Origin of the sequence: Bacteroides luhongzhouii, assembly GCF_009193295.2 — a bacterium.
GTDB classification, from domain to species: Bacteria; Bacteroidota; Bacteroidia; order Bacteroidales; family Bacteroidaceae; genus Bacteroides; species Bacteroides luhongzhouii.
Genome location: NZ_CP059973.1, coordinates 3,315,889 through 3,338,262, shown reverse-complemented (window position 1 = coordinate 3,338,262; position 22,374 = coordinate 3,315,889). Strand labels below are relative to the sequence as shown.

The following is a 22,374-nucleotide window of genomic DNA, read 5'->3' as shown; positions in this document are numbered from 1 at the left end:
TGTATTTATTAAAAGCTAACATTCAAACCAAACGAATAAGTCTTAGATAACGGATATGATCCATAATCCACACCAGGAGTCAAGGAACCATTAGAATTATAGTTACTTACTTCCGGATTATAACCGGAGTAATTGGTTATCGTAAATAAATTCTGACCGGAAAAATAAAGTCTCAATGATGTTAATCCGAACTTTTGTACAAAATTCTTAGGCAATGTATATCCTAAAGTAATATTTTGCATTCTAAGATAAGAACCATCTTCCAAATGCCATGTAGATGTGCGTGAATTGTTACCGGTTGACTTACGGTTTGCTCTGTTCACCTGTCCGTTACCCGGATTTTCCACTGATTGAAAACGGTCTAAAGCAATGACCATACTGTTTACATTTCCCTCCATATTAGCTATATAACGCCTTTGTAGATTAAGAATTTTATTTCCCTGAACACCTTGCAAGTTGAATGACAAATCTATCCCTTTATATGCAAATGAACTCATAAATCCATATGTAAACTTCGGCATATAATTGCCAACAATTGCGCGGTCATCATCCAAATCCATTTCACCGTTTCCATCAACGTCTACAAATTTGAAATCACCGACTTTTGCATTTGAGAAGTGTGGATATGCATCTAGCTCTGCCTGATTCTTGAATACTCCATCCTGAACCAACAAAAAGTAATTGCCGATAGGCTGACCTACTTCTGTTTTAAAATATGCGTGGCTAACACCCGCAGATGTGATGATCGGAGCATCTTCGGGTCCAAGTTTAAGAACTTTGTTCCTATTGGCAGCAATATTGAAACTTGCATCCCATCTGAACCCACTCCAATTGTGATGGGTACCTATCGTAAATTCAACACCACGATTACGTACTTCACCAATATTCTTGCGCATATCTGAAAATCCCGTAATCTGAGGGATAGGTACGTCTAACAATAGATCGTAGGTATTACTTTGATACATATCAAATTCAAATGTCAATCGTTCGTCAAATAAACCGATGTCTAATCCGACATTGTACATCCGAGTTTTTTCCCATCCTAAATCATCATTTGAAATCTGCGACGGACGCAAACCTGATACTAAACTACCTTCACCCGTGCCCAATACATATTGATTATATTTCAACATAGCAATATGTTCATAATTTCCAATATTAAAGTTACCGGATATACCATAACTAGCACGTAATTTCAGATTACTAACCCAAGGAAGATTTTTCATGAAATCTTCAGAAATGATACGCCATCCAACAGAGACTGACGGAAAATATCCCCAACGATTATTCTTCCCGAAACGAGACGAACCATCTGAACGTATAGCGGCACTCAATAAATATTTTCCTTTATAATCATATTGTGCCCGTGCCAAGAAAGAAGCCAATGCCCACGCCTGTGAATCTGCTCCACCTGTAGAAACAATTCCTCCGGCTACATTCTGCACTAAATCATTCACAAAATCCGTAGCTTGTACAGAATGCTTCTTCATCATATCTTTTTGAGCTGTAAATCCAATGATAGCATTTAAATTATGACCATTGAAGTTCTTTTGATAATTTAAAGTATTTTCTATAAGCCAGTTCAAATAGTACGTTCCACTGGATTTAGCTACGGGGTTTGATGGTGATTGAAAATACTTCTCTCCCTGTAACGGCAATTCGGACGAACGATAATACTCATTATAAAAATAATTATAATTAGTGGCAGCTGAAAACTTATACTTCAAACCTTTAATTATCTCCCACTGAAAATAGAAGTTACCTAATAAATTAGCATGAGTCACCTGATCTTTTGTCAGATTAACCATTGCGACAGGATTTAAAACAGCATTATGCTGATAGTCAGTACCTATTTTCCAAAATCCGTTTCCCATATAATTATATGAACCGTCCTCATTATATACCGGCCATACAGGTGGCATCATTAATGCATTAATTACCACTCCTTTATTATTATCACTATCCACTCTGTCCTCTATCGAATAAGACGGTGAAAAATTAACACCTAATTCCACTTTATCACTTTTATAAGTGAAATTGAGACGAGCACCAAACCTTTCATAACCCGAATTCACAATGATACCCGATTGATTTAAATAGCTTCCAGAAATAAAGAATTTTGTCTTTTCCCCACCACCACTTATAGAAATGGAATGCTTTGTAATAGGAGCCGTACGATATAATGCATCTTGCCAATCTGTATTTGTTAGCCCTTTCTGTCCTTCTAAATATGGAAATAACTCAGGTGGAATCTTGTCGTAAGATTTTTTTCGTACTTCATTAGGGTCATCAGGACTAGCGTCAGGATAAGAGGTTAAATACGAACCATTATGCCCGTCACGTGCAAATGCTGCAAATTCATAAGCGTCTAACATATCTATCTTTTTTGAAAGCGCTTGAAAACCAACAGAACCATTATAACTGACTTTCGCTTTTCCACTCGCCCCTTTTTTGGTAGTAATCATTACAACACCATTTGCTCCACGTGAGCCATAAATTGCTGCCGAAGAAGCATCCTTTAATATTTCAATCGATTCCACATCATTCATATCAACAGTTTCCAAAGCACTTGAAGCTCTTTCCAATGGTACTCCATCCACCACATATAGCGGCTCTGCCCCTGCTGTAATAGTACCTGTACCTCTCACGCGAATAGTAGCACCACTGTTAGGTTTTCCAGAAGTCTGAGTTACTTGAACACCAGCCATTTTACCAACAATAGCCTGGTCAAATCCTGTAACAGGCATGTCTTTCAAGTCTTTCCCCCCTACTCTTGCAATGGAAGTAGTGACATCCTGCTTTCTCATGCTTCCATAACCTACTACTACAACTTCGTCAATCAACTTACTATCTTCTATCATGGTTATCTTTGAAAGTTTCTCATCAGTAACAGCAATGTCTATTGTCGAATATCCGATATAAGAAATAGTCAATAGCGATTTTTCCGGCACATCTGACAAAACAAATTTACCATCAAAGTCGGTAATTGTTCCTTGCGCTTCACCTTTAATCTGGACACTTGCTCCAATAATAGGAGTACCATTTTCGTCTACAACCGTTCCGGAAATTTTCTTTTTCTCTCCACTTTTTGATTGCTTTTGTTGGTTACTTTTAGAAATTACAATCATTTTATTCTGCAGTTTATAAGTTAATCCTTCATCAAGGATTTTATCCAAAACAGTATTTATTGGAGTGTTTTTAAATGTTGCCGTAATCATCTTGTTCTCATTTACCTCGTCTGTTTTATAAATAACAGATAGTCCGGTTTGTTTTTCCACTTCTTTCAATACCGTTTTCAAAGCTTCATTTTTAAATGTCTTACTCACTGTTTGACCATTTAAAATTACTGCAACAAAGCTCAATGAAACGAAAAGAAGTAACCGTAATAAGTTCTTTCGGTTGTTCATAGTTCTTCCTGATTTAATTTAATAATAGTTGTTACTAAATAGAAATTATTCTCTGATATATATATCCTTGTCTATACGTTCGATGGTTATCGGGATGATCTCCTGCAAAGCAGTCATCACCTCTCCTATCGTTTCTCTGTTTCGCAGAGAAATACGGAAAGTCTTATCGCCTATCGACTCCGATTCCAATCGAATATTCACATCATATTGCCGGGATAGTTTTGTGACTAGTTCTTTTAATGTAATATGATCAAATTCTATACGATTCTCCGCCCACGCTTTTGATTGTGAGGCATTTACTTGGGTACGGACAAATTTCCCGGTTTCTACATTCAATCTTATTGATTCACCAGGAGACATCATAACCGGAGTCCCCTTATAATTCAACTCGACCGAACCTTCGAGCAGAGTGGTGGAAATAAACGGATCGTCCGCATATGCGGATACATCGAACTTCGTTCCTTTTACGACTACGTCATATCCATGTGTCTGTACGATGAAAGTGGTTCCCTCCTTCTTTGTGACTTCAAAATATCCCTCACCGTTCAATTCGACTTTACGATTGGCCGTATTAAACTTGTTCGAATACTTCAGTGTGGAACCTGCATTAAGCCAAACGACTGTCCCATCAGAAAGAACGACTTTACTCTTCTCTCCATAAGGAGTTTCGCATACAAAATACGTCTCCGGCTTTAATGAGGAAGAAATCTGCCAAATACCTATGGTGCCTCCTATGGTCAGAATCACGATAGCCGCAACCGCAGCAACTTGCCGCCATACGGATGACCGGAATTTTGAAACAGTAAGCATCGGGATAATAGCTTCTTGAGTGCGAATCTTGCGCTGCAAAATTTCCCATTCTCCGATTGTTCCGGAATCTGAAATGCCTGATGCAATCCACTCCTTTTCCCATTGTCTGAATGTCGCACGATTTTCTTCGCTTTGCCCGACATACTCAAACAACAGTTTCTCGTCTTTGCGCAGGATTCTTCCTTCGAAATACTGAATAGCTAACTCACGAATGTTTTTCTTTTCTTCCATAATTTCACTTTCTATAAGATGTAACAACTATTATTTCTTTTACCCAACCACCGATAGAAATAAAAAAGCAGGAATTTTTCGTTTCCTGCTTTTTTGCCCTAATTTTCAATGGTTTATCTTTTCCATTTTATTTATTATTCATAATAACCCAGGCAATAATTATAATATAAATATCTACCGGATACTTGTCTTTGAAGTGTTTAGAGAAGCACTGCAATGCTTTGGCAATGTGTTTTTCAACTGCCGTGGTCGATATTTGAAGTTTGTCTGCTATTTCACGATTCTTCAGTCCTTTGAAACGGCTCATCAGGAATATCTCGCGGGAGCGTTCAGGCAATTGCCCAATGACAATGTTGATCTGTTCCTGCAGCTCGTCATACAGCAGTTTATGTTCGGCATCTAATGCGAAATCGGAATAGTAGAGCCGTTCTTCTCCATCAACAGATGCAAGATATTCAATCTGATGTTTCTCAACAATCGAAAGATGCTTCAAGTAATTCAAGCATCCATTACGCACCATCGCAAAAAGCAAAGATGTGACCGATACTGCCGACAGCAATGCCCGCTTCTCCCAGAAACGCAAGAAGCACTCTTGAATAATATCACGAGCCGTTTCTTCATCTTCAACAAAACGAATAGCATAGCCACGCAAACGAGGATAGTAGGTCTTAAAAAGATATTCAAAAGCTTGATTATTTCCTTTTTTTATTTCATCCAATAAGAATTTCTCATCTGAAAATTCAATCATAGTGTCGCATTTTAAGAACAAAAGTATAACAAAGATGTAAAATATCGGATGACAATATTATTAATATTTTTCCACTTATCCGCATTTTGGGGAATCTTTTTGTTACGCAAGCAACAAATATATAAGGAGAAAGATGATATATATCAGATATATCCCGTTTTTAAAGTGTTCATTCATCATTATTTCGAAATAATGATTACCTTTGATGTGTATAACAGCTAAAGAACCGAATATGTATGACTTGATGCGTAAACTTCCTATTGGAATACAGACCTTTGAGGATATCCGAAGAAATAATTATCTATATGTGGATAAGACGGAATTGGTATGGCGAATCATCTCAACAGGAAAACCTTATTTCCTCAGTCGCCCCAGACGTTTCGGCAAGAGTCTGCTTCTTTCTACTTTTGAAGCCTATTTTCAAGGGCGCAAAGACCTCTTCGAGGGTTTGGCTATTGAAAAGCTGGAAACAAAATGGGAGCAGCATCCCGTTCTACATCTTGACTTAAACGCCCGGAAGTATGAGACGGCAGCAGACCTGATAGCAATGCTGAATCAGTATCTTGAAAAATGGGAAGCTGTCTACGGTGACGAGAAAAGAGATCGCAGTCCGGAAGAACGTTTCAGTTATGTCATAGAACAGGCTTTTTTACGAACAGGACACCAAGTGGTTGTACTGGTCGATGAATATGATAAACCTCTTTTGCAAGCTATCAACAATTTGGAATTACTCGAAGAATATCGTCAGATGCTGAAAGCTTTCTATGGAGTTCTGAAAAGCACCGACCGTTATTTGCGATTTGTATTTCTTACCGGAGTAACCAAGTTTTCGCAAGTCAGTGTATTCAGCGATCTGAACCAGTTGAATGACATCAGTCTTGACTACTCTTATGCAACACTTTGCGGCATCACCCATGAGGAACTAACCAGTACTTTCGATCCTGAAATAGAAACCTTCGGTCGTAAAAATCATCTGTTGCCGGAAGAAGTAGTCACAGCAATGAAACGCAATTACGACGGCTATCATTTTCATCAGGATGGTGAAGGAGTATTTAATCCGTTCAGTGTGTTGAATGCTTTCAGTAAACTGGAACTAGGCAGTTACTGGTTTCAAACTGGTACACCTACGTTTCTGGTTGAACTTCTGCAAAAAAGTGAATATGATTTACGTACATTATTAAATGGTATCGAAGCCCCTGTTTCTTCTTTTGCAGAGTATAGGGTGGATGCCAATAATCCAATTCCACTGATTTATCAAAGCGGATATTTGACGATTAAAGACTACGACAGGCGATTTAATAATTATCTATTGGATTTTCCTAATGATGAGGTACGCTATGGATTCATCAATTTCCTTATTCCGTTCTATACTCCAATGAAGAATAACGACCAAGGATTTTATATTGGAAAGTTTATTGATGAATTAGAGAAAGGTGATTACGACGCTTTCCTCACCCGTATGGAAGCCTTTTTCACCGATATACCTTATGAATTGAATGATCAAACGGAACGGCATTATCAGGTTATTTTCTATTTGATTTTCAAACTGATGGGACAGTTTACGGAAGCGGAAGTCCGTAGTTCACGTGGTCGTGCCGATGCTGTGGTAAAAACACCTAAATACATTTATGTATTTGAATTTAAGCTGAATGGTACTGCCGAGGAAGCACTTAAACAAATTGAAGATAAAGGGTATTTAATTTCTTATAAAGCAGATCATAGAGAAATTGTAAAGGTAGGCGTTGAGTTTAGTGCCGAAAGCAGAAACTTAAGTCGCTGGCTGGTAGAAATGAATAATTAAATAAAAAACCATTCCGGGAAGAAAAGCTATGATTGTATAGCGTACTTCCCGGAATGGCAACTAATACCTCGAAAACAAATGTTTGTCATCCCATATAGGACAAGCATTGTCCATCTAACCTAATACATCTTTATAACTAATCTACTTCTTTTGATTTTGCATTCCACACCAGCAAAGCAAACAACACCGAAAGCAAAGCAGCACCAATCCAAAACCAATTGATATAAGTAAAGTCATAAACATCTACTCCATTCTGAACTGTTTTTTGCCCTTCTATCAGAATACCGCTCATCACGTCCTGCAATCCGGCTCCGATGTAGCTGGCAATACCAACTACTCCCAATGCAGCACCCGAAGCATTACGGGGAGCAATATCCACTGCCATCAAACCACCCAGAAAACAGATCAAAACTCCGATACCTAAACCGAAAAGTACCATTGCCAACACGTCTATCCAAAAATGAGCTCCCGGAACTAAGAGAAACAAACAAAGTGCTATTACATTCATCAACCCAAATACTAAAGCTGGAATATTACGACTGCCGGAAAACATTTTATCGGAAATGATACCGGAAAATACCGTGCCAATGATTCCACAGATAGAACTGATTGATATTATAAAACTGGCATCCAACGTAGAATATCCCTTTTGAGCTTCCAGATAGAAAACACCCCAACTATTTACCGCATAGCGGCTAATATACATAAATGCACTGGACAGAGCCAAAATCCAAATTGCAGGATTCTTCAAGACAGCCTTTTGTGCTTTGTTAAAATCTTCCGTTTGTTTACCAGACAAAGAATGGGAATCCACAGATGAAGAATTTTTGTTCAACAAGAATCCCTGACTCTGTGGCGTATCACGCATAAAGACAAGCATCATAAAGAAACCTAATATCCCAATAATGCCAGCTCCAATCATCCCATACCTCCATCCCATCCAACTGACTAACAAGGCTATGGAAATAAAGGTTAATGCTTCACCCAAATTATGACTAGCAGACCAAAAGCCGTAAAAAGTTCCCCGTTCTTTACTACTGTACCACCGAGTGAGCGAAACCACTCCGGATGCTGCTCCCATTGACTGAAACCAACCATTCAATCCCCAAAGTAAAACAAAAGCATAAAAGGAGCTAGTGAAACCTAAACATAAATTTATCAAAGCGGAACACAATAACCCAGTAGACATAAAACGCCGAACATTACTACGGTCAGCAAGAAAACCATTCGTCAACTTACCCACTGCATACACAAAAAACAGACAGGAACCGATGATTCCTAATTGCGTTTCGGAAAATACTCCCTCCTCTACAATTGGCTTGCGCACTACGTTCATGCTAAGGCGACAAACATAGTAAATGCCATATCCGGTAGTAGCCGACAAAAATGTAGCCCAACGGATGCGCTTAAAGCGGGAAGAATCTTCTGAATCAGTCTCTCCCCCGGCTAGCGGGGAAGAGATTTTATAAAAATCCAATATTTTAAATGACATAACCGAAGTTTACATATTAATGAAAGGCGTCTATCTTATGCTCATTACGTTTCTTACGGGCTTGCAAGTATTCCAGTAAATAAGCAGTACGATCGGTCTGGATAATTGTTGCTCCAAGTTTATCTATCAAATATCCATATCCTTCATCCGGGTTTTCCAATGATTTGTCGTCATCATGTCCGCCTGCCATCGTATCCCAAAGGGTATTATACCAAATTTTACTTTTTCCTTCCAGCTTCGTCCTCACTTGTTTGGGGAATTGACAAGTATCCGATTCGAACAACAATTCGAAGGCTACCGGGTGAAGTTCTTTCATGAAATCATCTATTTGCTGCATAGCTCCCGGTCGATCCAAATGTACGATTGGCATATATATGATCCGGTCTAAATATTTTCCCAAATCCTTTTTCACTTCTGCAACAGGCTTTGACCCCTTCATGATGATCTGTTCAACGGTTCCGGTTTTCTCCAAAATGGGGAAAATCTCATCGAATATCGGATAAGCCTTATCCAAATTTACCATAACGCGCCCTTTGGCCGTCAATAATGCTTCCTCCAATGTAGGCACACGATGTTTGGTTCTCAAAGCAGCGCCATTCTTCAAACGGAGTGTCCGGATAGAATCCAGTGTCCACTCGGCAACCTTACCTTTTCCGGTGGTCGTTCTATCCAAGGTCTTATCATGCATAAGGATCAACTGTCCGTCTTTGGTTTTCTGAACGTCCAGCTCCACGACGTCGGCTCCCAACCGGATAGAACTCTCTATTGCTGCCAGCGAATTTTCAGGTGCAAAGCGCCAATCCGCCCGGTGGGCGACTACGGTTACTTCTTTATTATCAGGATTCGTAATCTTTGCGTAAATTGCCTTCACCGGTTCATCTGCAAACAAGCGGAAAGGAAACAGCAAAATAATTCCTATTATCAGGTAGTTTTTCATATTCATTTTTATCATCTATACTTTGGGGGATTATCTATACTTTTTGGATTTTAAATACTTGGCAGCTAATTCGGCATAATCAGTCTGTACGACATTAATACGTTTGTTTATCATGCCTACCAGCCCCGAATAGTTGTCCGACAACATGTTCGTATCATTCGCTCCTACGATATTGGAGAATAAAAGCCAACCTTTGGATTTAATGTCTTCCGTCATCGCTCCCGCAAGAGCATCCGAAGTGGAAAGTTGCATCATCTGCACATTGTCCGTGTAAGATGAAGCAAAATAGGTAATATCATCTGAAGCTTTTGCCATCGGATGCAGTAACAGAGCGCTGTTCGCCGCTTTCAAATCGTATGCATAATTACGGTTGTTTGAAACATAAAGCAGGACTTCGTTTTCCATGTCGAGTTTTTTAAGTAATGCCACCATTGTCGCTACGGCAACGTTCTTGTTGACTATATCCAAGTTAAAATAAACCTTTCCTTTGCCTTTCTTCAATGCGTCCTCTAAAGTGGGGATTCGTTCGTTTGTCAGATTCCCTGCTGCATCTTTAAGATAGAGCTGCTGTAATTGCTGATAAGAATAATCTCCTACCGCACCGCTTCCGTTAGTGGTTCTGTCGATCGTATTATCGTGCATCAGCACCAATATTCCATCAGAGGTGGGACGTGCATCAAGTTCGATCATTTCTACTCCTGCATTGATTGCATACTCTATGGAAGTTAATGAATTCTCCGGTATGCCGTCGGCTATACCTTTCTGCGTGTTCGCCCGATGGGCACAAAGCCAGACCTTATAGGAACTATCATCAAATAAATTCTTTAAATCGGTCTTCAGATTTCCTGTAATAGGCAATTGCCCGCCCGGTTCGCCACCCGGATTCTCCCCCGATCCTCCCAACTGTGCGCTGGTGTGGCGGCTGTCTTTCCCTTTCATCGGCCATGCCGAAGCTGCACATCCGGTTATACCTTCATCTTCCAAAGCTACCAGGACACTCTTCGACGGATCTACCGTGTGAGTAACGCCAATATAGATCGTTCCATCCGGTCCGATTGTAGGCGAACTCCAGATTTTTCCGATACCCGCTTCCCAGTTATCTTTTAAAGGAGAATCGCTCTCGCTAATCAGTGCGGCCAAGTCTTTTTTCAAGATTAGCTGTTCTTCCGAGGATTCGGGTTTAATGATATAATAATTACCGGATTGTGTTCCAAAATGAATATTTCCGGCCTGATCGATTGCCGCACATCCACTGACGTCTTCCGGCACACCGTAATGCCATTGAACAACTCCATTAGGAGATAATGCAACGATTCCTCCTGTGGCTTCACCCGGAGCACGTTTTACCGTTACAATGATACTTCCGTCCAAGCCTATCACAACACCCCCTTGGTCTAGTGTTCCTACATTTCCTAACGAAGTACGCCATTTCTCAACCCCGTCGCTTCCAATAGCAAACGCACTGCTTCCTATACTCGGGAAGGTGGCAATTCCGTATATAGTGCCGGCTGCATCCACAGCTACGGAAGCATTCATGTTTTCTGAAGGCTTATCATTTCCCGAACTATATATTTGCCATGCCCACATCACATTACCACCTGTATTCAGCACAGACGCCGACGCGCCGAATAAGCCGTTCTTTCCACCAGCCCAAATTAATGTGTTGTTCGCCAATGCTATTCCGGCAGATACTCCCCCCGACGGACCTCCAGAATTGTCTGCGTTTGCCACATAACCTACTCTGTAACCGGTATTCTTATCGACAGCAAGCACAGATCCCGTAGAGCCGCCATTACCCATATAGATATGATTCTCTCCAATCGCACAAGTCAGATAATTAATACGAGGCGTAGAAGCCTGTCCTTTATTCCAAAATCCTTTTTCAGCATCTCCGGCAACTACCCATTTCTTTGTTCCATCAGGATTGATGGCATATACGCGCCCTACTTTGCCACTTGTGTCACCTGTTCCTACATACACAGTACCATCCGTATCAATGCTTGGAGTGGTATGCGTATTACCGGACGGAGAATCACCGTCAGCCGATGTCCATAAGTCGAACTCCCACAATTGCTCACCGGTAGCGGCCGAGAATTTCCGCAAATAATGGTCATTGGAAGTCATATATACATTATTATCATCACTGACTGCCGGAGCCGTAGAACGGATTTCGCCCAATACGTGGGCACCCACCCATTTCAGTTTCACATTGCCGACTTCGGGCAGAGGTTCAGCTTCAATCGTCAATAATTTATGAGCCATTGCATAATTTCCTTTGCTGTCTTTCACGTGCAAAGTCACTGTATATGCCCCATTCGTTTCGTAAGTCACTTTAGGAGCAACTTCTGTTGAAGTCTCTCCATTCCCTAAATCCCATTGGCAGGTATAATTACCTTCTCCGCCTACTGTCTCATTCGTGATACTGACTTCTTCGCCTACATAGTAGGTTGTCTTGTCAAAAGTAAATTTAGCTGTCAGCGCATTTTCCTTCCAATCATCCGAGCATGCTGAAAGTAGCAGCAAGCAGATAAAAAACGTTGTTACTATTTTTATATTCTTCATACTTTGTTCTTTCTAAGATAATTAATAGCCTTCATTTTGAGGGTAATTTTCCTCTCCCGCCAAATCGCGTTCCGACTGGGGAACAGGATAATACATCAGGTAGTTTCTACCGTTCAAGGAAGAAAACAAGTCCAAACGGTTGGTTCGCTTCAAATCATACCATCGTTGACCTTCTGCATACAACTCGCGGTGACGCTCATCAAGTATTTGATTCTGAAACTCTATATCAGTCATATTCGAAGGCAACAAGACGGTTGCATAACGTTTGTTCATAAATTCTTTTAATGTAGCCAACCCATTGACTGCTCCCAATGCTTCCGCTTTAATCAGATACATTTCCGCCACACGGGTAACCACAATCGGGGTTTGTGACGGTTGTTCATTGGTAACAAACTGACCGGTACTTCCATTCGGGAATTTAATAATACGGCTATTATCTGCGCCAAATACTGCCTTTGCCCGTATATCCTTTGACTTTACGGCGGTATCATCATAAAGATGACTGTAACATTCGGTAGAAGGAGAGTAATCCCAAGTCGGATCGATGTCATTGACCGTCTGGTAGAATAACAGCAAACTTGTACTACGCTTATTGGCTAACGCAAAGACCAGTTCTTTGCTACTGCTATTAGAGACAAACGCTTGGGCATACTCAACTGATGTAGTACTCAATGCGAAATTTGATTTTGTAATCACTTTGTCGGCATAAGCTGCGGCATTTGTATAGTCTTTCAAGGACAAACATACTTTGGCATGAAGCGCATCACAAGCACTAAGAGACACATAAAAACGATCGGTGAAATCAGACAGTAATCCTTCTGCTTTAGCCAAGTCTTCTTTTATAAAACTCCACACTTCGGTTTCGGGGGAAATGGGAACGACGTCGTAAGTGCGCTTACGCAAGATAGGAACTCCTCCCCAGCGAGTGACCAAATGATAATAAATCAAAGCTCTGAAGTAGTATCCGGTCCCTCCTGTCTGCTTCACAACCTGACTCTCTTTATTAGATGACGCTTCGTATGTTTCGACCAAGAAATTAACTTGCTTCAAGGCTGTGAAACATTTCTGCCACTGGCTCAAAACTTCTTTAGAACTAGGAGCCATCAACATGGGGTCGTTCATGGAAAATCCGGGACCTGCCTTGAAATTCTCGCCTTTTACATCACCATCCATATAAAATTTGAATACCAGTTCTTCCATTTCGGCATACACTCCATTCAATAACTTTTCCAAATCGGATTCACTCAACATATCTTGAGGTATCTGATCTTTAGGCCGCATATCATCCAGTATACCTGAACAACCCGTCATCCACAAAAGGCAAATGCTACATAGCAAATAGTTGATTATAGTATAGTATCGTTTCATACATCTATATTTTTAAAAGTTTAGATTCAGACCAAAAATAAATGTTCGTAATACAGGTTGCAACCCGAAGTCAACTCCATAATTTGAGTCTCCCGGGCTACCGGAAAATGATGTTTCGGGATCATAACCGGAATACTTGGTGAGAGTGAGTAGATTATCAGCCGAAACGTAGACTCTTAATGAGTTCATGCGGAGTTTCTTAACGACTGATTCTGGCAAAGTGTAACCCAAAGTCACAGTTTTCAGTTTAAAATAGGAAGCATCTTCCAAATAACGTGTTGAAGTTTGCACGTTATAGTCATAATCATACCCGGTATGTGCTCCTATTCTTACAGGACGAGGGATCGTGTTGCTTGTGCCCTCTCCACGCCAGTATCCGTTAGCTACTTCTTTGCTTACATTAAAGTATTGCTCGACGGATTCGCCACGGTCGTTTACTTTTACATTGGACAGCGCCAATCCTAAATGGTCAGTACCTTCGGAACCGTTCACTCCCCGCCATGCCGACATCACTTTACCACCTACCGAGAATTGTCCGAACAATGATAAATCGAAACCTTTGTAAGAGAAGTTGGAGGTAATACCACCGTAAAAATCAGGAATGGCTTTTCCTACATTCATTCGGTCGGCGTCAGATATATCTCCGTCTTCATTATAATCGAAATATTTCACGTCACCGGCACGGACTCCTTTCGCATACAGTTTCGCAGGCACTTCGTCGTCACGCTGGTAGATACCTTCCATCTTTAACATATAGAATGTACTGATAGGCTGTCCGTTAATCAACGCATGCATCGAACCTCCTAAAAGGTTACTACCGCTGCTGGGAACAATATACATATCATTTCCTTCGATGAGAGAAAGCAATTTGTTCTTTACAAAAGAAATGTTACCACCCAAATCCCATTTAAACTTTCCGGTGAAGATTTTACCACTCAAAGCCAACTCAAGTCCTTTATTCTCTAATGAGCCGATATTGGACTGTAATGTGGTATATCCGGTGGTTGCATTGACTGGTTTCTTAAACAGCAGGTCGGTAGTCTTTTGATAGAACATATCTATGTTTAAAGTCAGGCGAGACTGAAACATTTCTATATCAAATCCGATATTAAACTGGCTGGCTTTCTCCCAAGTCAAGGCACGGGCATCCTGCGAAATCTGGAATCCGGCAGAACCGTTGTAAGAAGCACCGCCCGCACTAATCAGTGATAACGGAGCATAATTACTCACTCCTGCCATGCTACCTGTCATACCCCAGCTTAATCTTAACTTTGCATCATTGACGTATTTGTTTTTTGGGAAAAATTCCTCATTGGAGGCACGCCACGCAAAAGAAGCAGAAGGGAAATAGCCATATCTCTTGTTCTTCGCAAAGCGGGAAGAACCATCACTACGCAAAGAAGCATTCAGTATGTATTTATTGTCCCAATTCAAAGCGATTCGTCCGAAATAGGATTCTAAGGCATAAGAGGTATAACTAATATTTCCGGCGTAAATATTAGGACCTGCATTGATTAAATCAAAGTTGGAGGAAGGAAATGCGCCGTTAGCATAGTTATCACTCTTTGCCCCGAATTGTTCATAAGTGTATTTCTCAAACGAATGTCCCAACATGACGGAGTAAATTAGTTTATTCCATTCATTGTTGTAAGAGAATATATTATCTATCACATAGCGGAAACTCTGGTCTTTTTGTTCGGCTAATGCTCCCCAACCACTGCTATTTTTACGGGCATCATGCTTGTCCGACAATTTTTTAGATGTGTTGTCCAAAATACCATATACGCTTACTGTCGGTGTGTACTTAAATCCTTTGAAAGGAGTTACGTCTATGCTGAACACACCAGACAGTTGATATTTCTTAGCTACCCAGTCTTCTTCATTAATCAGCATCACCGGATTGTGGCGCAAAATATCTGTCCCGTTCACTTTATAAGATGTTCCGTCTTCTTTATAAGGTGAATACCAGGGCTGCTCCTCACGAGCTGTACGAAGTACTTTCAAGCTGGTACTCGTTTCTTCCAATAAGTCTGAACGGCTGGCCGAACCTGCCAGATTCATATTCAGTTTGAACAGGTTGTTTATTTTATGTGTGAATTTGGCACGCATATTATACTGGTCATAGCTGCTCTTATTCAAATATCCTTCTTGAGTATTAGCGCCTAAAGAAGCAAAGAAGGTGGTCTTTTCATTTCCACCGGAAATGCTGATAGAGCCGGTACCTGTTTTCGAGTTTTTTCTTGATATTTCTTTCACCCAATTGGTTTCTTGAATTTGAGAAGGAACATACAATTGAAGGTTAGCTCCCATTTGCACATTGTAATTATCAATAGCGGCTTGCATCGTATTCATATATTCCATCGAATTGGCCATTTCAATGTCGCTGGCCAAATAAGCGAATCCGTAACGACCGGACACCTCTATCTTCGTCTTACCTTGCTGACCTGATTTGGTCGTTATCAACACAACTCCGGCATTGGCACGCGAACCATAGATGGCAGCGGCGGAAGCGTCTTTCAAGACTTCCATACTTTCAATGTCATTCGGATTCAGATTAGGATATTTTTCGCTGGGGATACCGTCGACCACATAAAGCGGCGAGCTTCCCCCACTAACGGAACCGATACCACGAACGGTGACATTCGGTGCTTCTCCCGGAGTTCCTGATGCAGAGGAGATATTCACACCCGCTACACGTCCTTGCAGCATTTTAATCGGATTATAGTCATTACCCTGATCTATATTTTCCATCTTTACTTTACTGATAGAAGTAGTGACCAGCTTTTGTGACTGGACTCCATAGCCGACAACAACAACCTCGTCTATCATTTTACTGTCTTCCTGAAGTACAACTTTTACGAATGTCTGCCCTGTGGCAGAAAGGTCAACTGTTTTATAACCGATATAAGAGACGGTCAATATTCCCTTTTCCGGTACGTCTGCTAATGTGAACTTTCCATCAAAATCTGTAATCGTTCCGTGCGACTCACCTTTTATCACAATACTGGCACCAATGACTGGTTCGCCTTTTTCATCGACAACAGTACCTGTTATTTTTTTAGTTATCGATTTGTCCTGGGCTTTACGAATCAATACAATGACATTCTCTTGCTCTTTCTTGTAGGTTAACTCCATTTTACCCAAAAGTTGTTGCATGGTTTGTTCAATCGTTGCATCTTTCACATTTAACGATACTTTTTGATTTAGCTCCGGAAGGCTTTCATTATAGAAGAATTTGTAATTGCTTACTTGCTCGATTTTCTTTAACGAGGCCCTTAAAGAGATGTCTTTCACATTCACTGTTATTTGGGAATAAGCGGTGAAAGAAACGCTTAAAAACAATAGCAGACAGATAGCCCGCAGTGTTTTCCAGTTCTTACTTCTCCCTGCATTTGCTTGAGGGAGCTTTTCAAAGGTTGTTTTGTGCTTCATATATCAAAACTTTTAAGTTGTTTGATAGGTATACAGACTACTATACTCACTCGTCCAATCGCCTATCAGACTTTAACTCTCGTTAACTTATTCAATTCAGAGAACAAAAAAACCATTCCTAAGTAGTGGGCTCCGGAATGGCTCTATTCTATATTTTACTCAATAAACGATTATATTACTTTGTATTCACCAATATTACGTTCTTCAGCATTAAAGGAAACTCCCACTTTTACTAGCTCACGCCCGTCTGTCCGGTAAGGTAACAAATATCCTTTTTCATCTATTTGTTTCAGAGCTTCGTCTACTGTTCCTTCCAGTTTAAACTCAAATACATAAATACGGTCTTTCGTTTTCACCACGGCATCGGCACGACCTTTTGCGCTACGGACTTCTGCATCTACATATTGTCCCATCAACTTAAAGACGAGATAAAAGATAACCTGATAATGCCGTTCGGTCTTTGTGTTCAATTCGTAGGGAATGTCGGCAAAGAATGATTTCATACGTTCCATAAAGGAATGAACGTCGCCCGACTGAAGTTCACGGACAAACTTAACTGCATTAAAATCCGTTTCATCAGAAGAGATGGGTGTATAATAGGGGATCAGGAATTTAAGAAAGCCATATTTGACCTCATCATTCGGAAAACCTAGCGTATATAGGTTCAATGATTTATCAAAGTTTTTAATTGTCAGATAACCACTTTGGTAGATCATCGGAAGGGGATTCTTTGTCTCTGCACGGTATTCGGCAAATCCGGAACTTCCTACTTCCAAGCCATCTATCAGCAAACGTAAATCATAATCACTTTGTTTCAGTAGGTCTACAAGATAGGTAGGAGTACCGGTCTGAAACCAGTAATTATCAAACATTAATCCATCAAAGACATTGAGGACACTGAAGGGGTTAAACAATCCATCTTCGCTATATGTAAAGTGATAGCCATCGTACATCGCCGTCATTTTATCGACAGTATCTTCAAAAGACATCTCCTGCACTTCTGCCAACCGCTCCAACTCGGGAGTAAATGTGGATACTAACTCCTTTTTAGTAATACCACAAATATTGGCATAAGGAATTTTCATACTTATATCATTCAGTTGATTCAAATCACTGAATACACTTACCTGGGCGAATTTTGTGACTCCTGTCAAGAATATAAACCGAAGATAGCGGTCGGAACTTTTCAGTACACCATAAAAGGCTTTCAGAATACGACGGTATTCATCCAACAGGTTCTCATCTAAAAGGGCTTGCAGCAAAGGTTTATCATACTCATCAACCAATACCACAACTCCTTTTCCTGTTTTCAGGTAGGCTTGCTCAATGATATAACTAAAACGTTCTTCAGGACTACGGTCTTTCTTCTCATCACCATATACGGCTTCCCATTTCTCCAAATACTGGTTTAGCATGGCGACCAAATCTGCCGCCGTCTCATATTTTTTCGCATTCAAATCAAGATGTAGAACCGGATATTGCTCCCACTTCGTCTCTAACTTTTCAATTGCCAAGCCTTCAAAAAGGTCTTTACGACCTTGAAAGTAGGCCTCAAAAGTAGAAATTAACAGACTTTTGCCAAAACGACGGGGACGACTAAGGAAATAAGGCACTTTAGTAGCTGCTATCTGATATATAATGGCTGTTTTATCCACATACAAACACCCCTCTGCACGCATCTTTTCAAATGTCTGTATCCCTATCGGCAATTTACGCTCTAATATATTCATTGCATCTTCAAATTAGTGTACCACAAATATAGACGTTATTCAATGAATAAACAAAGATACTCAATGAAAGTTCCACTTATTTCTCCTTCAAGACAATCACCGAACCGTCCATTTCATAATAGAAAGGTGAAGTAAGCATCAGAATATTCAGCGCATTCTGTATACCGCCTCCCGGAATGGTTCCGGTGAAATATTCATTAGGTAGTTTATTGGAGTCGAAACGAATCTCTACGTCATAAATGCGTGAAAGGGTTTTCATTATATTTTCCAAAGATTCTTTCTCAAAATAGATATTTCCTTTCGTCCATTCAATGTAGTCACTCGGGTGTACTTGAGTGGCTGTTATCTTATGAGTGGCTTTATTATATTCTATTTTGTCGCCGGGCTTCATGATATGCGATGTTTTCTGCGCATAAACCCCTACTTTTCCTTCCAAAAGAACGACTGTCACGTCTTTAGCATCTTCATAGGCAGATACATTAAAAGAAGTACCGAGTACTTTCACTTCCAAATCGCCTACCTGTACTATAAAGGCGTGCTTTTCATCATGAGCTACTTTGAAATAGGCTTCACCATTCAGTTGCACACGACGTACATTTTCTCCGAAGTTATTCAGATAGCTTAATTGTGAAGCTGAATTGAGAACGACATTCGTTCCATCCGGCAATTCAATGGTTGCTTTATCTCCTTTATCGGCTTTTACTATAAAGGGAGCTCCCATTGTTTGCGAAGAATCTATAAGATAGTAGGTGAAGAAGGCAATACAAATGGGTAAAACGATGGCGGCAGCCCATTTCCAAGGATTCATGCGAACAGTTCTTGTTTTCTCTTTTCCTTGTGTCTCTTCTTTGATTCGGGCAAATAGTTCGTCACGCAGCATCGGATTAATATCAGCATCCGATTTGGAAAATTCTTCTTCCCACCAGTTTTGTAAATGGCGGTCGTTCTTTATCCAATCGGAGAGCTCTTTTATTTCAGCATCCGTTATATTTCCGTCGAAATACTTCTCAATCAGTTCTTTATAATATATCTTATCCATCTTCTTTCCTACTTATTTACAAGTATACATTTTCATCCTATCTACTATCCAAAAACGTGTATTACAATTACATTTCATTAACAAAAAAGGCGATCAGAAGTGCAATTACCTTATCATAATGCTTCATCAACTGCTCACGCATAAACTTCACCGCCAAAGATAATTGTGTAGCAACTGTACTTTCAGAAATTCCCATCATTTCGGCTATTTCCTTATTCGTATAGTTCTGACGCTTACTGAGGATAAATATTTTCTTTCGCTGTGCCGGCAATTCTTCTGCTAATGAGTCGATATAATCGTTTAAGAAACGGAGATCAATAGTATCTTCCGTCTGCGAATCACAGTCTAGTCCGCTTTTCAGCAGATATTCATTGTAAACATATTCAACGGTCTGACGCTGATACATATTCATCAGTAAATTCTTAGCTATCGTACAAAGAAAAGAAATAAACGAAGCGTTGGTATCGACTTTCTCACGCACTTCCCATATACGGATAAAAGTGGATTGCACTACTTCTTCAGCCATATATTGATTGCCGGAAGAAAGCCGCATAATGAAATTGTACAGTTTACCGCTGTACATATTATACAATCTTTCAAATGCTTGAAAAGAACCGTCTTTTAAATCAATTAATAAATGTTTTTCATCTGTAAAATTCACCATAGCTTAGAATTTTGCAACAAAGGTATGCAACCATAGACCATTAACAGGTGACAATATTATTAATATTTTCTCAATTATCCGATTTTTATGAGGAAAAAGATACTAATATCAGGATAGTGACGCCATCCGGTCAGGATAGTGACGCTATCTAATCAGGATAGTGACGCTATCTTGAACGGATACCGTCACTATGTTCAGTAAGGTAGTTCTCATTAATAAGTCAGGCGGATACCAGCCTGTATATTGAAATTAAACGGATTCTCTTTACGTATGGTCTGCATATCCGAACCGTCATTGAAAAAATAAGCAACACCGGGTTCTACGTAGATACCCAGACGTTTCGTTGCGTTCACCTGTGCACCTACCGCACCGGATACCGAGAATTGCAGAGGTTTCACAGTTTCTTTCTCGGAACCGAGCTTTCCATAAACACATTTCTCTACCATACCTCCACCGGAAACGTAGAGAGTAACGAATTTTTTATCAAGAAAATTCCAGTTGGCACGCAGCGGAATACCGACATAATGCAGTTTTTGCTCTATCTGCTGATTTTCACCCGCCAGTTTCGCATCCGAAGAAAGCAACGTGTAAGTCAATCCCGTTTCGAGAGAAAATCCTTTTGCCAGCCCTTTACGGACGGACAATCCGAAAGAAATAGGCTGATGGTGCTTAATGTCAACCACTTGTTTTGCCTGACGCAGATAAGGCACTCCATCTTCAAAAACCAATGTCTGATCGTTAGGTATCTCCATCAAACCGTTGGAAACAGAAAGCATACTCACACGAGACATATAAGCATGAGAGCCGGCACCGACTTCTGTGGATGCTCCGCCCGAATTTCCTACCGAGAGTCCCATGGACCATGTTCCTTTTTGAGATGCTCTTTTTTCTGCCGGAATATGCAGCTTGTCTCTGCCGGAAGGGCGACGCGGCCTGTTGTTCGACCGTTCGGTATCCTGTGACTGCGTAGCCTGACCCACATTTTCACTGTCTACCTGTTTGGCTCCATTTTTCGTCTGCTCCGTCTCGCCTTTGAGCGTCTGGTCTTCCTCAATCACAGGATTATTTTCATTCCCTGTTACAGGTTCGTTGTTATTTTCTATTGCAGATTGCTCTGCATTTGTTTTCTGTTCTGTAAAATTCTTATCAATTTTCGCCAAACGGTCTTCACGAGCCACAGGTCGCAAAACAGGTTCTACGGAAGTGCCCTGCACATCCGGCTGTTGCACACCCGGCAACGCATCGGGTGTAGATGCCAATGCCGGAGTTTTTATATGACGTATTTCATCCGCAGCCGGTGTCCCCAGAAAATACAGACTTACTGACGAAACGACAGCTAACAATATAACAGCCGCAGCAGCCATCATCCATTTTCGATAAGGATATATTTTCTTCTCCACAGGAGGCATAAGTTCTTTCTCCAGTTGTTCCCAACCGGAAGCAGGCACCGGCTCGGAATAATCCGCGAGCTTCTCCTTCAACTTATTCATCCACAATTCTTTCTCTTCCATCTCTATCTATCCATTATGCATTATCCATTCTTTTACTCTTTTTGCCAATACACTCTTCGCACGAAATAGTTGCGAAGCCGAAGATTTTTCATTAATACCTAATTCCTGTGCGATTTCTTTATGCGATTTGTCTTCGAATGTATAAAGATTAAACACTGTACGATATCCGGCAGGTAGTTCTTCTATAAACTGCATCAACACTTTCTGTGGAATAGCTTCTACATCAGAAGCGTCCGGTTCTTCATATTCTTCAGGCAACTCTTCTAATGGTGCCGACTGATTGATTACATCATTTTTCCGGAGATATTGCAAAGTTGTGTTGACCATCACCCTTTCCATCCAAGCCCGCAGGGAGCCTTCACCCCTCCAGGTGAACTTGTCGAAGGAATCGAATATCTTTAAAAAACCGTCGTGAAGCAGATCCTGGGCCGTATCACGGTCGCCGGTATAACGAAGACAGATGCCAAACAGACGTCCCGCATACTGCTCATACAGTTCTTTGCGAGCTTGGTTATTGCCTAGCCTGCATTGTTCCGACAACTCTAATTCTTCCATTCTCTTATACACGTGTTTAACTTATAAATGCAGCAAAGATAGAAATACTGCATAGAGAGAACAACTCTTTTATCACTTTTGTTTCTT

The 22,374-nt window shown here is 40.6% G+C and carries 14 protein-coding genes; 1 reads left to right on the top strand and 13 read right to left on the bottom strand.

Annotation, left to right across the window (positions count from 1 at the left end; all coding sequences use genetic code 11):
* Window positions 1-8: 8 nt before the first annotated feature.
* The 3 genes from GD631_RS12135 to GD631_RS12125 all read right to left on the bottom strand — a co-directional run bounded on the left by GD631_RS12135 (window position 9) and on the right by GD631_RS12125 (window position 5,196).
* Window positions 9-3,407, bottom strand: a complete 3,399-nt coding sequence (locus GD631_RS12135; protein ID WP_143257244.1) for a TonB-dependent receptor — start codon at window positions 3,405-3,407, stop codon at window positions 9-11.
* A gap of 45 nt (window positions 3,408-3,452) precedes the next feature.
* Window positions 3,453-4,448, bottom strand: coding sequence for a FecR family protein (locus GD631_RS12130; protein ID WP_143257243.1), 996 nt, complete (start codon window positions 4,446-4,448; stop codon window positions 3,453-3,455).
* A gap of 127 nt (window positions 4,449-4,575) precedes the next feature.
* On the bottom strand, window positions 4,576-5,196 hold the full coding sequence (locus GD631_RS12125; protein WP_004315628.1) for an RNA polymerase sigma-70 factor: 621 nt from the start codon (window positions 5,194-5,196) through the stop codon (window positions 4,576-4,578).
* A 232-nt stretch (window positions 5,197-5,428) separates the two neighbouring features.
* On the opposite strand from GD631_RS12125, the gene GD631_RS12120 reads away from it, so the two are divergent.
* Window positions 5,429-6,997: an ATP-binding protein gene (locus GD631_RS12120; protein ID WP_143257615.1), complete on the top strand. Its 1,569-nt coding sequence runs from the start codon at window positions 5,429-5,431 to the stop codon at window positions 6,995-6,997.
* 136 nt (window positions 6,998-7,133) lie between these two features.
* Here GD631_RS12120 and GD631_RS12115 read toward each other — a convergent pair whose 3' ends face one another.
* From GD631_RS12115 to GD631_RS12070, 10 genes are all read right to left on the bottom strand, one after another.
* Entirely contained in the window at window positions 7,134-8,489 is a 1,356-nt protein-coding gene (locus GD631_RS12115) for an MFS transporter (RefSeq protein ID WP_143257242.1), read from the bottom strand.
* A gap of 16 nt (window positions 8,490-8,505) precedes the next feature.
* Window positions 8,506-9,426: a glycerophosphodiester phosphodiesterase family protein gene (locus tag GD631_RS12110; RefSeq protein WP_185911642.1), complete on the bottom strand. Its 921-nt coding sequence runs from the start codon at window positions 9,424-9,426 to the stop codon at window positions 8,506-8,508.
* A 30-nt stretch (window positions 9,427-9,456) separates the two neighbouring features.
* Entirely contained in the window at window positions 9,457-11,988 is a 2,532-nt protein-coding gene (locus tag GD631_RS12105; RefSeq protein ID WP_143257241.1) for a glycerophosphodiester phosphodiesterase family protein, read from the bottom strand.
* 21 nt (window positions 11,989-12,009) lie between these two features.
* Entirely contained in the window at window positions 12,010-13,356 is a 1,347-nt protein-coding gene (locus GD631_RS12100; protein ID WP_009041181.1) for a RagB/SusD family nutrient uptake outer membrane protein, read from the bottom strand.
* A gap of 12 nt (window positions 13,357-13,368) precedes the next feature.
* A complete protein-coding gene (locus tag GD631_RS12095; RefSeq protein ID WP_143257240.1) occupies window positions 13,369-16,788 on the bottom strand; it encodes a TonB-dependent receptor in 3,420 nt (1,139 codons plus the stop codon).
* Between the two features lie 170 nt (window positions 16,789-16,958).
* A complete protein-coding gene (locus GD631_RS12090; protein ID WP_143257239.1) occupies window positions 16,959-18,518 on the bottom strand; it encodes an ATP-binding protein in 1,560 nt (519 codons plus the stop codon).
* A gap of 76 nt (window positions 18,519-18,594) precedes the next feature.
* On the bottom strand, window positions 18,595-19,557 hold the full coding sequence (locus GD631_RS12085; RefSeq protein ID WP_143257238.1) for a FecR family protein: 963 nt from the start codon (window positions 19,555-19,557) through the stop codon (window positions 18,595-18,597).
* Between the two features lie 67 nt (window positions 19,558-19,624).
* Complete coding sequence (locus GD631_RS12080) at window positions 19,625-20,221, bottom strand: RNA polymerase sigma-70 factor (protein WP_143257237.1); 597 nt, start codon at window positions 20,219-20,221, stop codon at window positions 19,625-19,627.
* Between the two features lie 212 nt (window positions 20,222-20,433).
* A complete protein-coding gene (locus tag GD631_RS12075; RefSeq protein ID WP_143257236.1) occupies window positions 20,434-21,732 on the bottom strand; it encodes a porin family protein in 1,299 nt (432 codons plus the stop codon).
* A gap of 6 nt (window positions 21,733-21,738) precedes the next feature.
* The gene (locus GD631_RS12070) at window positions 21,739-22,287 is read right to left on the bottom strand and encodes an RNA polymerase sigma factor (RefSeq protein ID WP_143257235.1); all 549 of its coding nucleotides are present in this window, start codon (window positions 22,285-22,287) and stop codon (window positions 21,739-21,741) included.
* Window positions 22,288-22,374: the final 87 nt, after the last annotated feature.

Excerpts from the sequence above, each read along its gene's own strand:
- GD631_RS12135 (WP_143257244.1), bottom strand. The coding sequence starts at position 3,407 with ATGAACAACCGAAAGAACTTATTACGGTTACTTCTTTTCGTTTCATTG.
- GD631_RS12130 (WP_143257243.1), bottom strand. The coding sequence starts at position 4,448 with ATGGAAGAAAAGAAAAACATTCGTGAGTTAGCTATTCAGTATTTCGAA.
- GD631_RS12125 (WP_004315628.1), bottom strand. The coding sequence starts at position 5,196 with ATGATTGAATTTTCAGATGAGAAATTCTTATTGGATGAAATAAAAAAA.
- GD631_RS12120 (WP_143257615.1), top strand. The coding sequence starts at position 5,429 with ATGTATGACTTGATGCGTAAACTTCCTATTGGAATACAGACCTTTGAG.
- GD631_RS12115 (WP_143257242.1), bottom strand. The coding sequence starts at position 8,489 with ATGTCATTTAAAATATTGGATTTTTATAAAATCTCTTCCCCGCTAGCC.
- GD631_RS12110 (WP_185911642.1), bottom strand. The coding sequence starts at position 9,426 with ATGAAAAACTACCTGATAATAGGAATTATTTTGCTGTTTCCTTTCCGC.
- GD631_RS12105 (WP_143257241.1), bottom strand. The coding sequence starts at position 11,988 with ATGAAGAATATAAAAATAGTAACAACGTTTTTTATCTGCTTGCTGCTA.
- GD631_RS12100 (WP_009041181.1), bottom strand. The coding sequence starts at position 13,356 with ATGAAACGATACTATACTATAATCAACTATTTGCTATGTAGCATTTGC.
- GD631_RS12095 (WP_143257240.1), bottom strand. The coding sequence starts at position 16,788 with ATGAAGCACAAAACAACCTTTGAAAAGCTCCCTCAAGCAAATGCAGGG.
- GD631_RS12090 (WP_143257239.1), bottom strand. The coding sequence starts at position 18,518 with ATGAATATATTAGAGCGTAAATTGCCGATAGGGATACAGACATTTGAA.
- GD631_RS12085 (WP_143257238.1), bottom strand. The coding sequence starts at position 19,557 with ATGGATAAGATATATTATAAAGAACTGATTGAGAAGTATTTCGACGGA.
- GD631_RS12080 (WP_143257237.1), bottom strand. The coding sequence starts at position 20,221 with ATGGTGAATTTTACAGATGAAAAACATTTATTAATTGATTTAAAAGAC.
- GD631_RS12075 (WP_143257236.1), bottom strand. The coding sequence starts at position 21,732 with ATGGAAGAGAAAGAATTGTGGATGAATAAGTTGAAGGAGAAGCTCGCG.
- GD631_RS12070 (WP_143257235.1), bottom strand. The coding sequence starts at position 22,287 with ATGGAAGAATTAGAGTTGTCGGAACAATGCAGGCTAGGCAATAACCAA.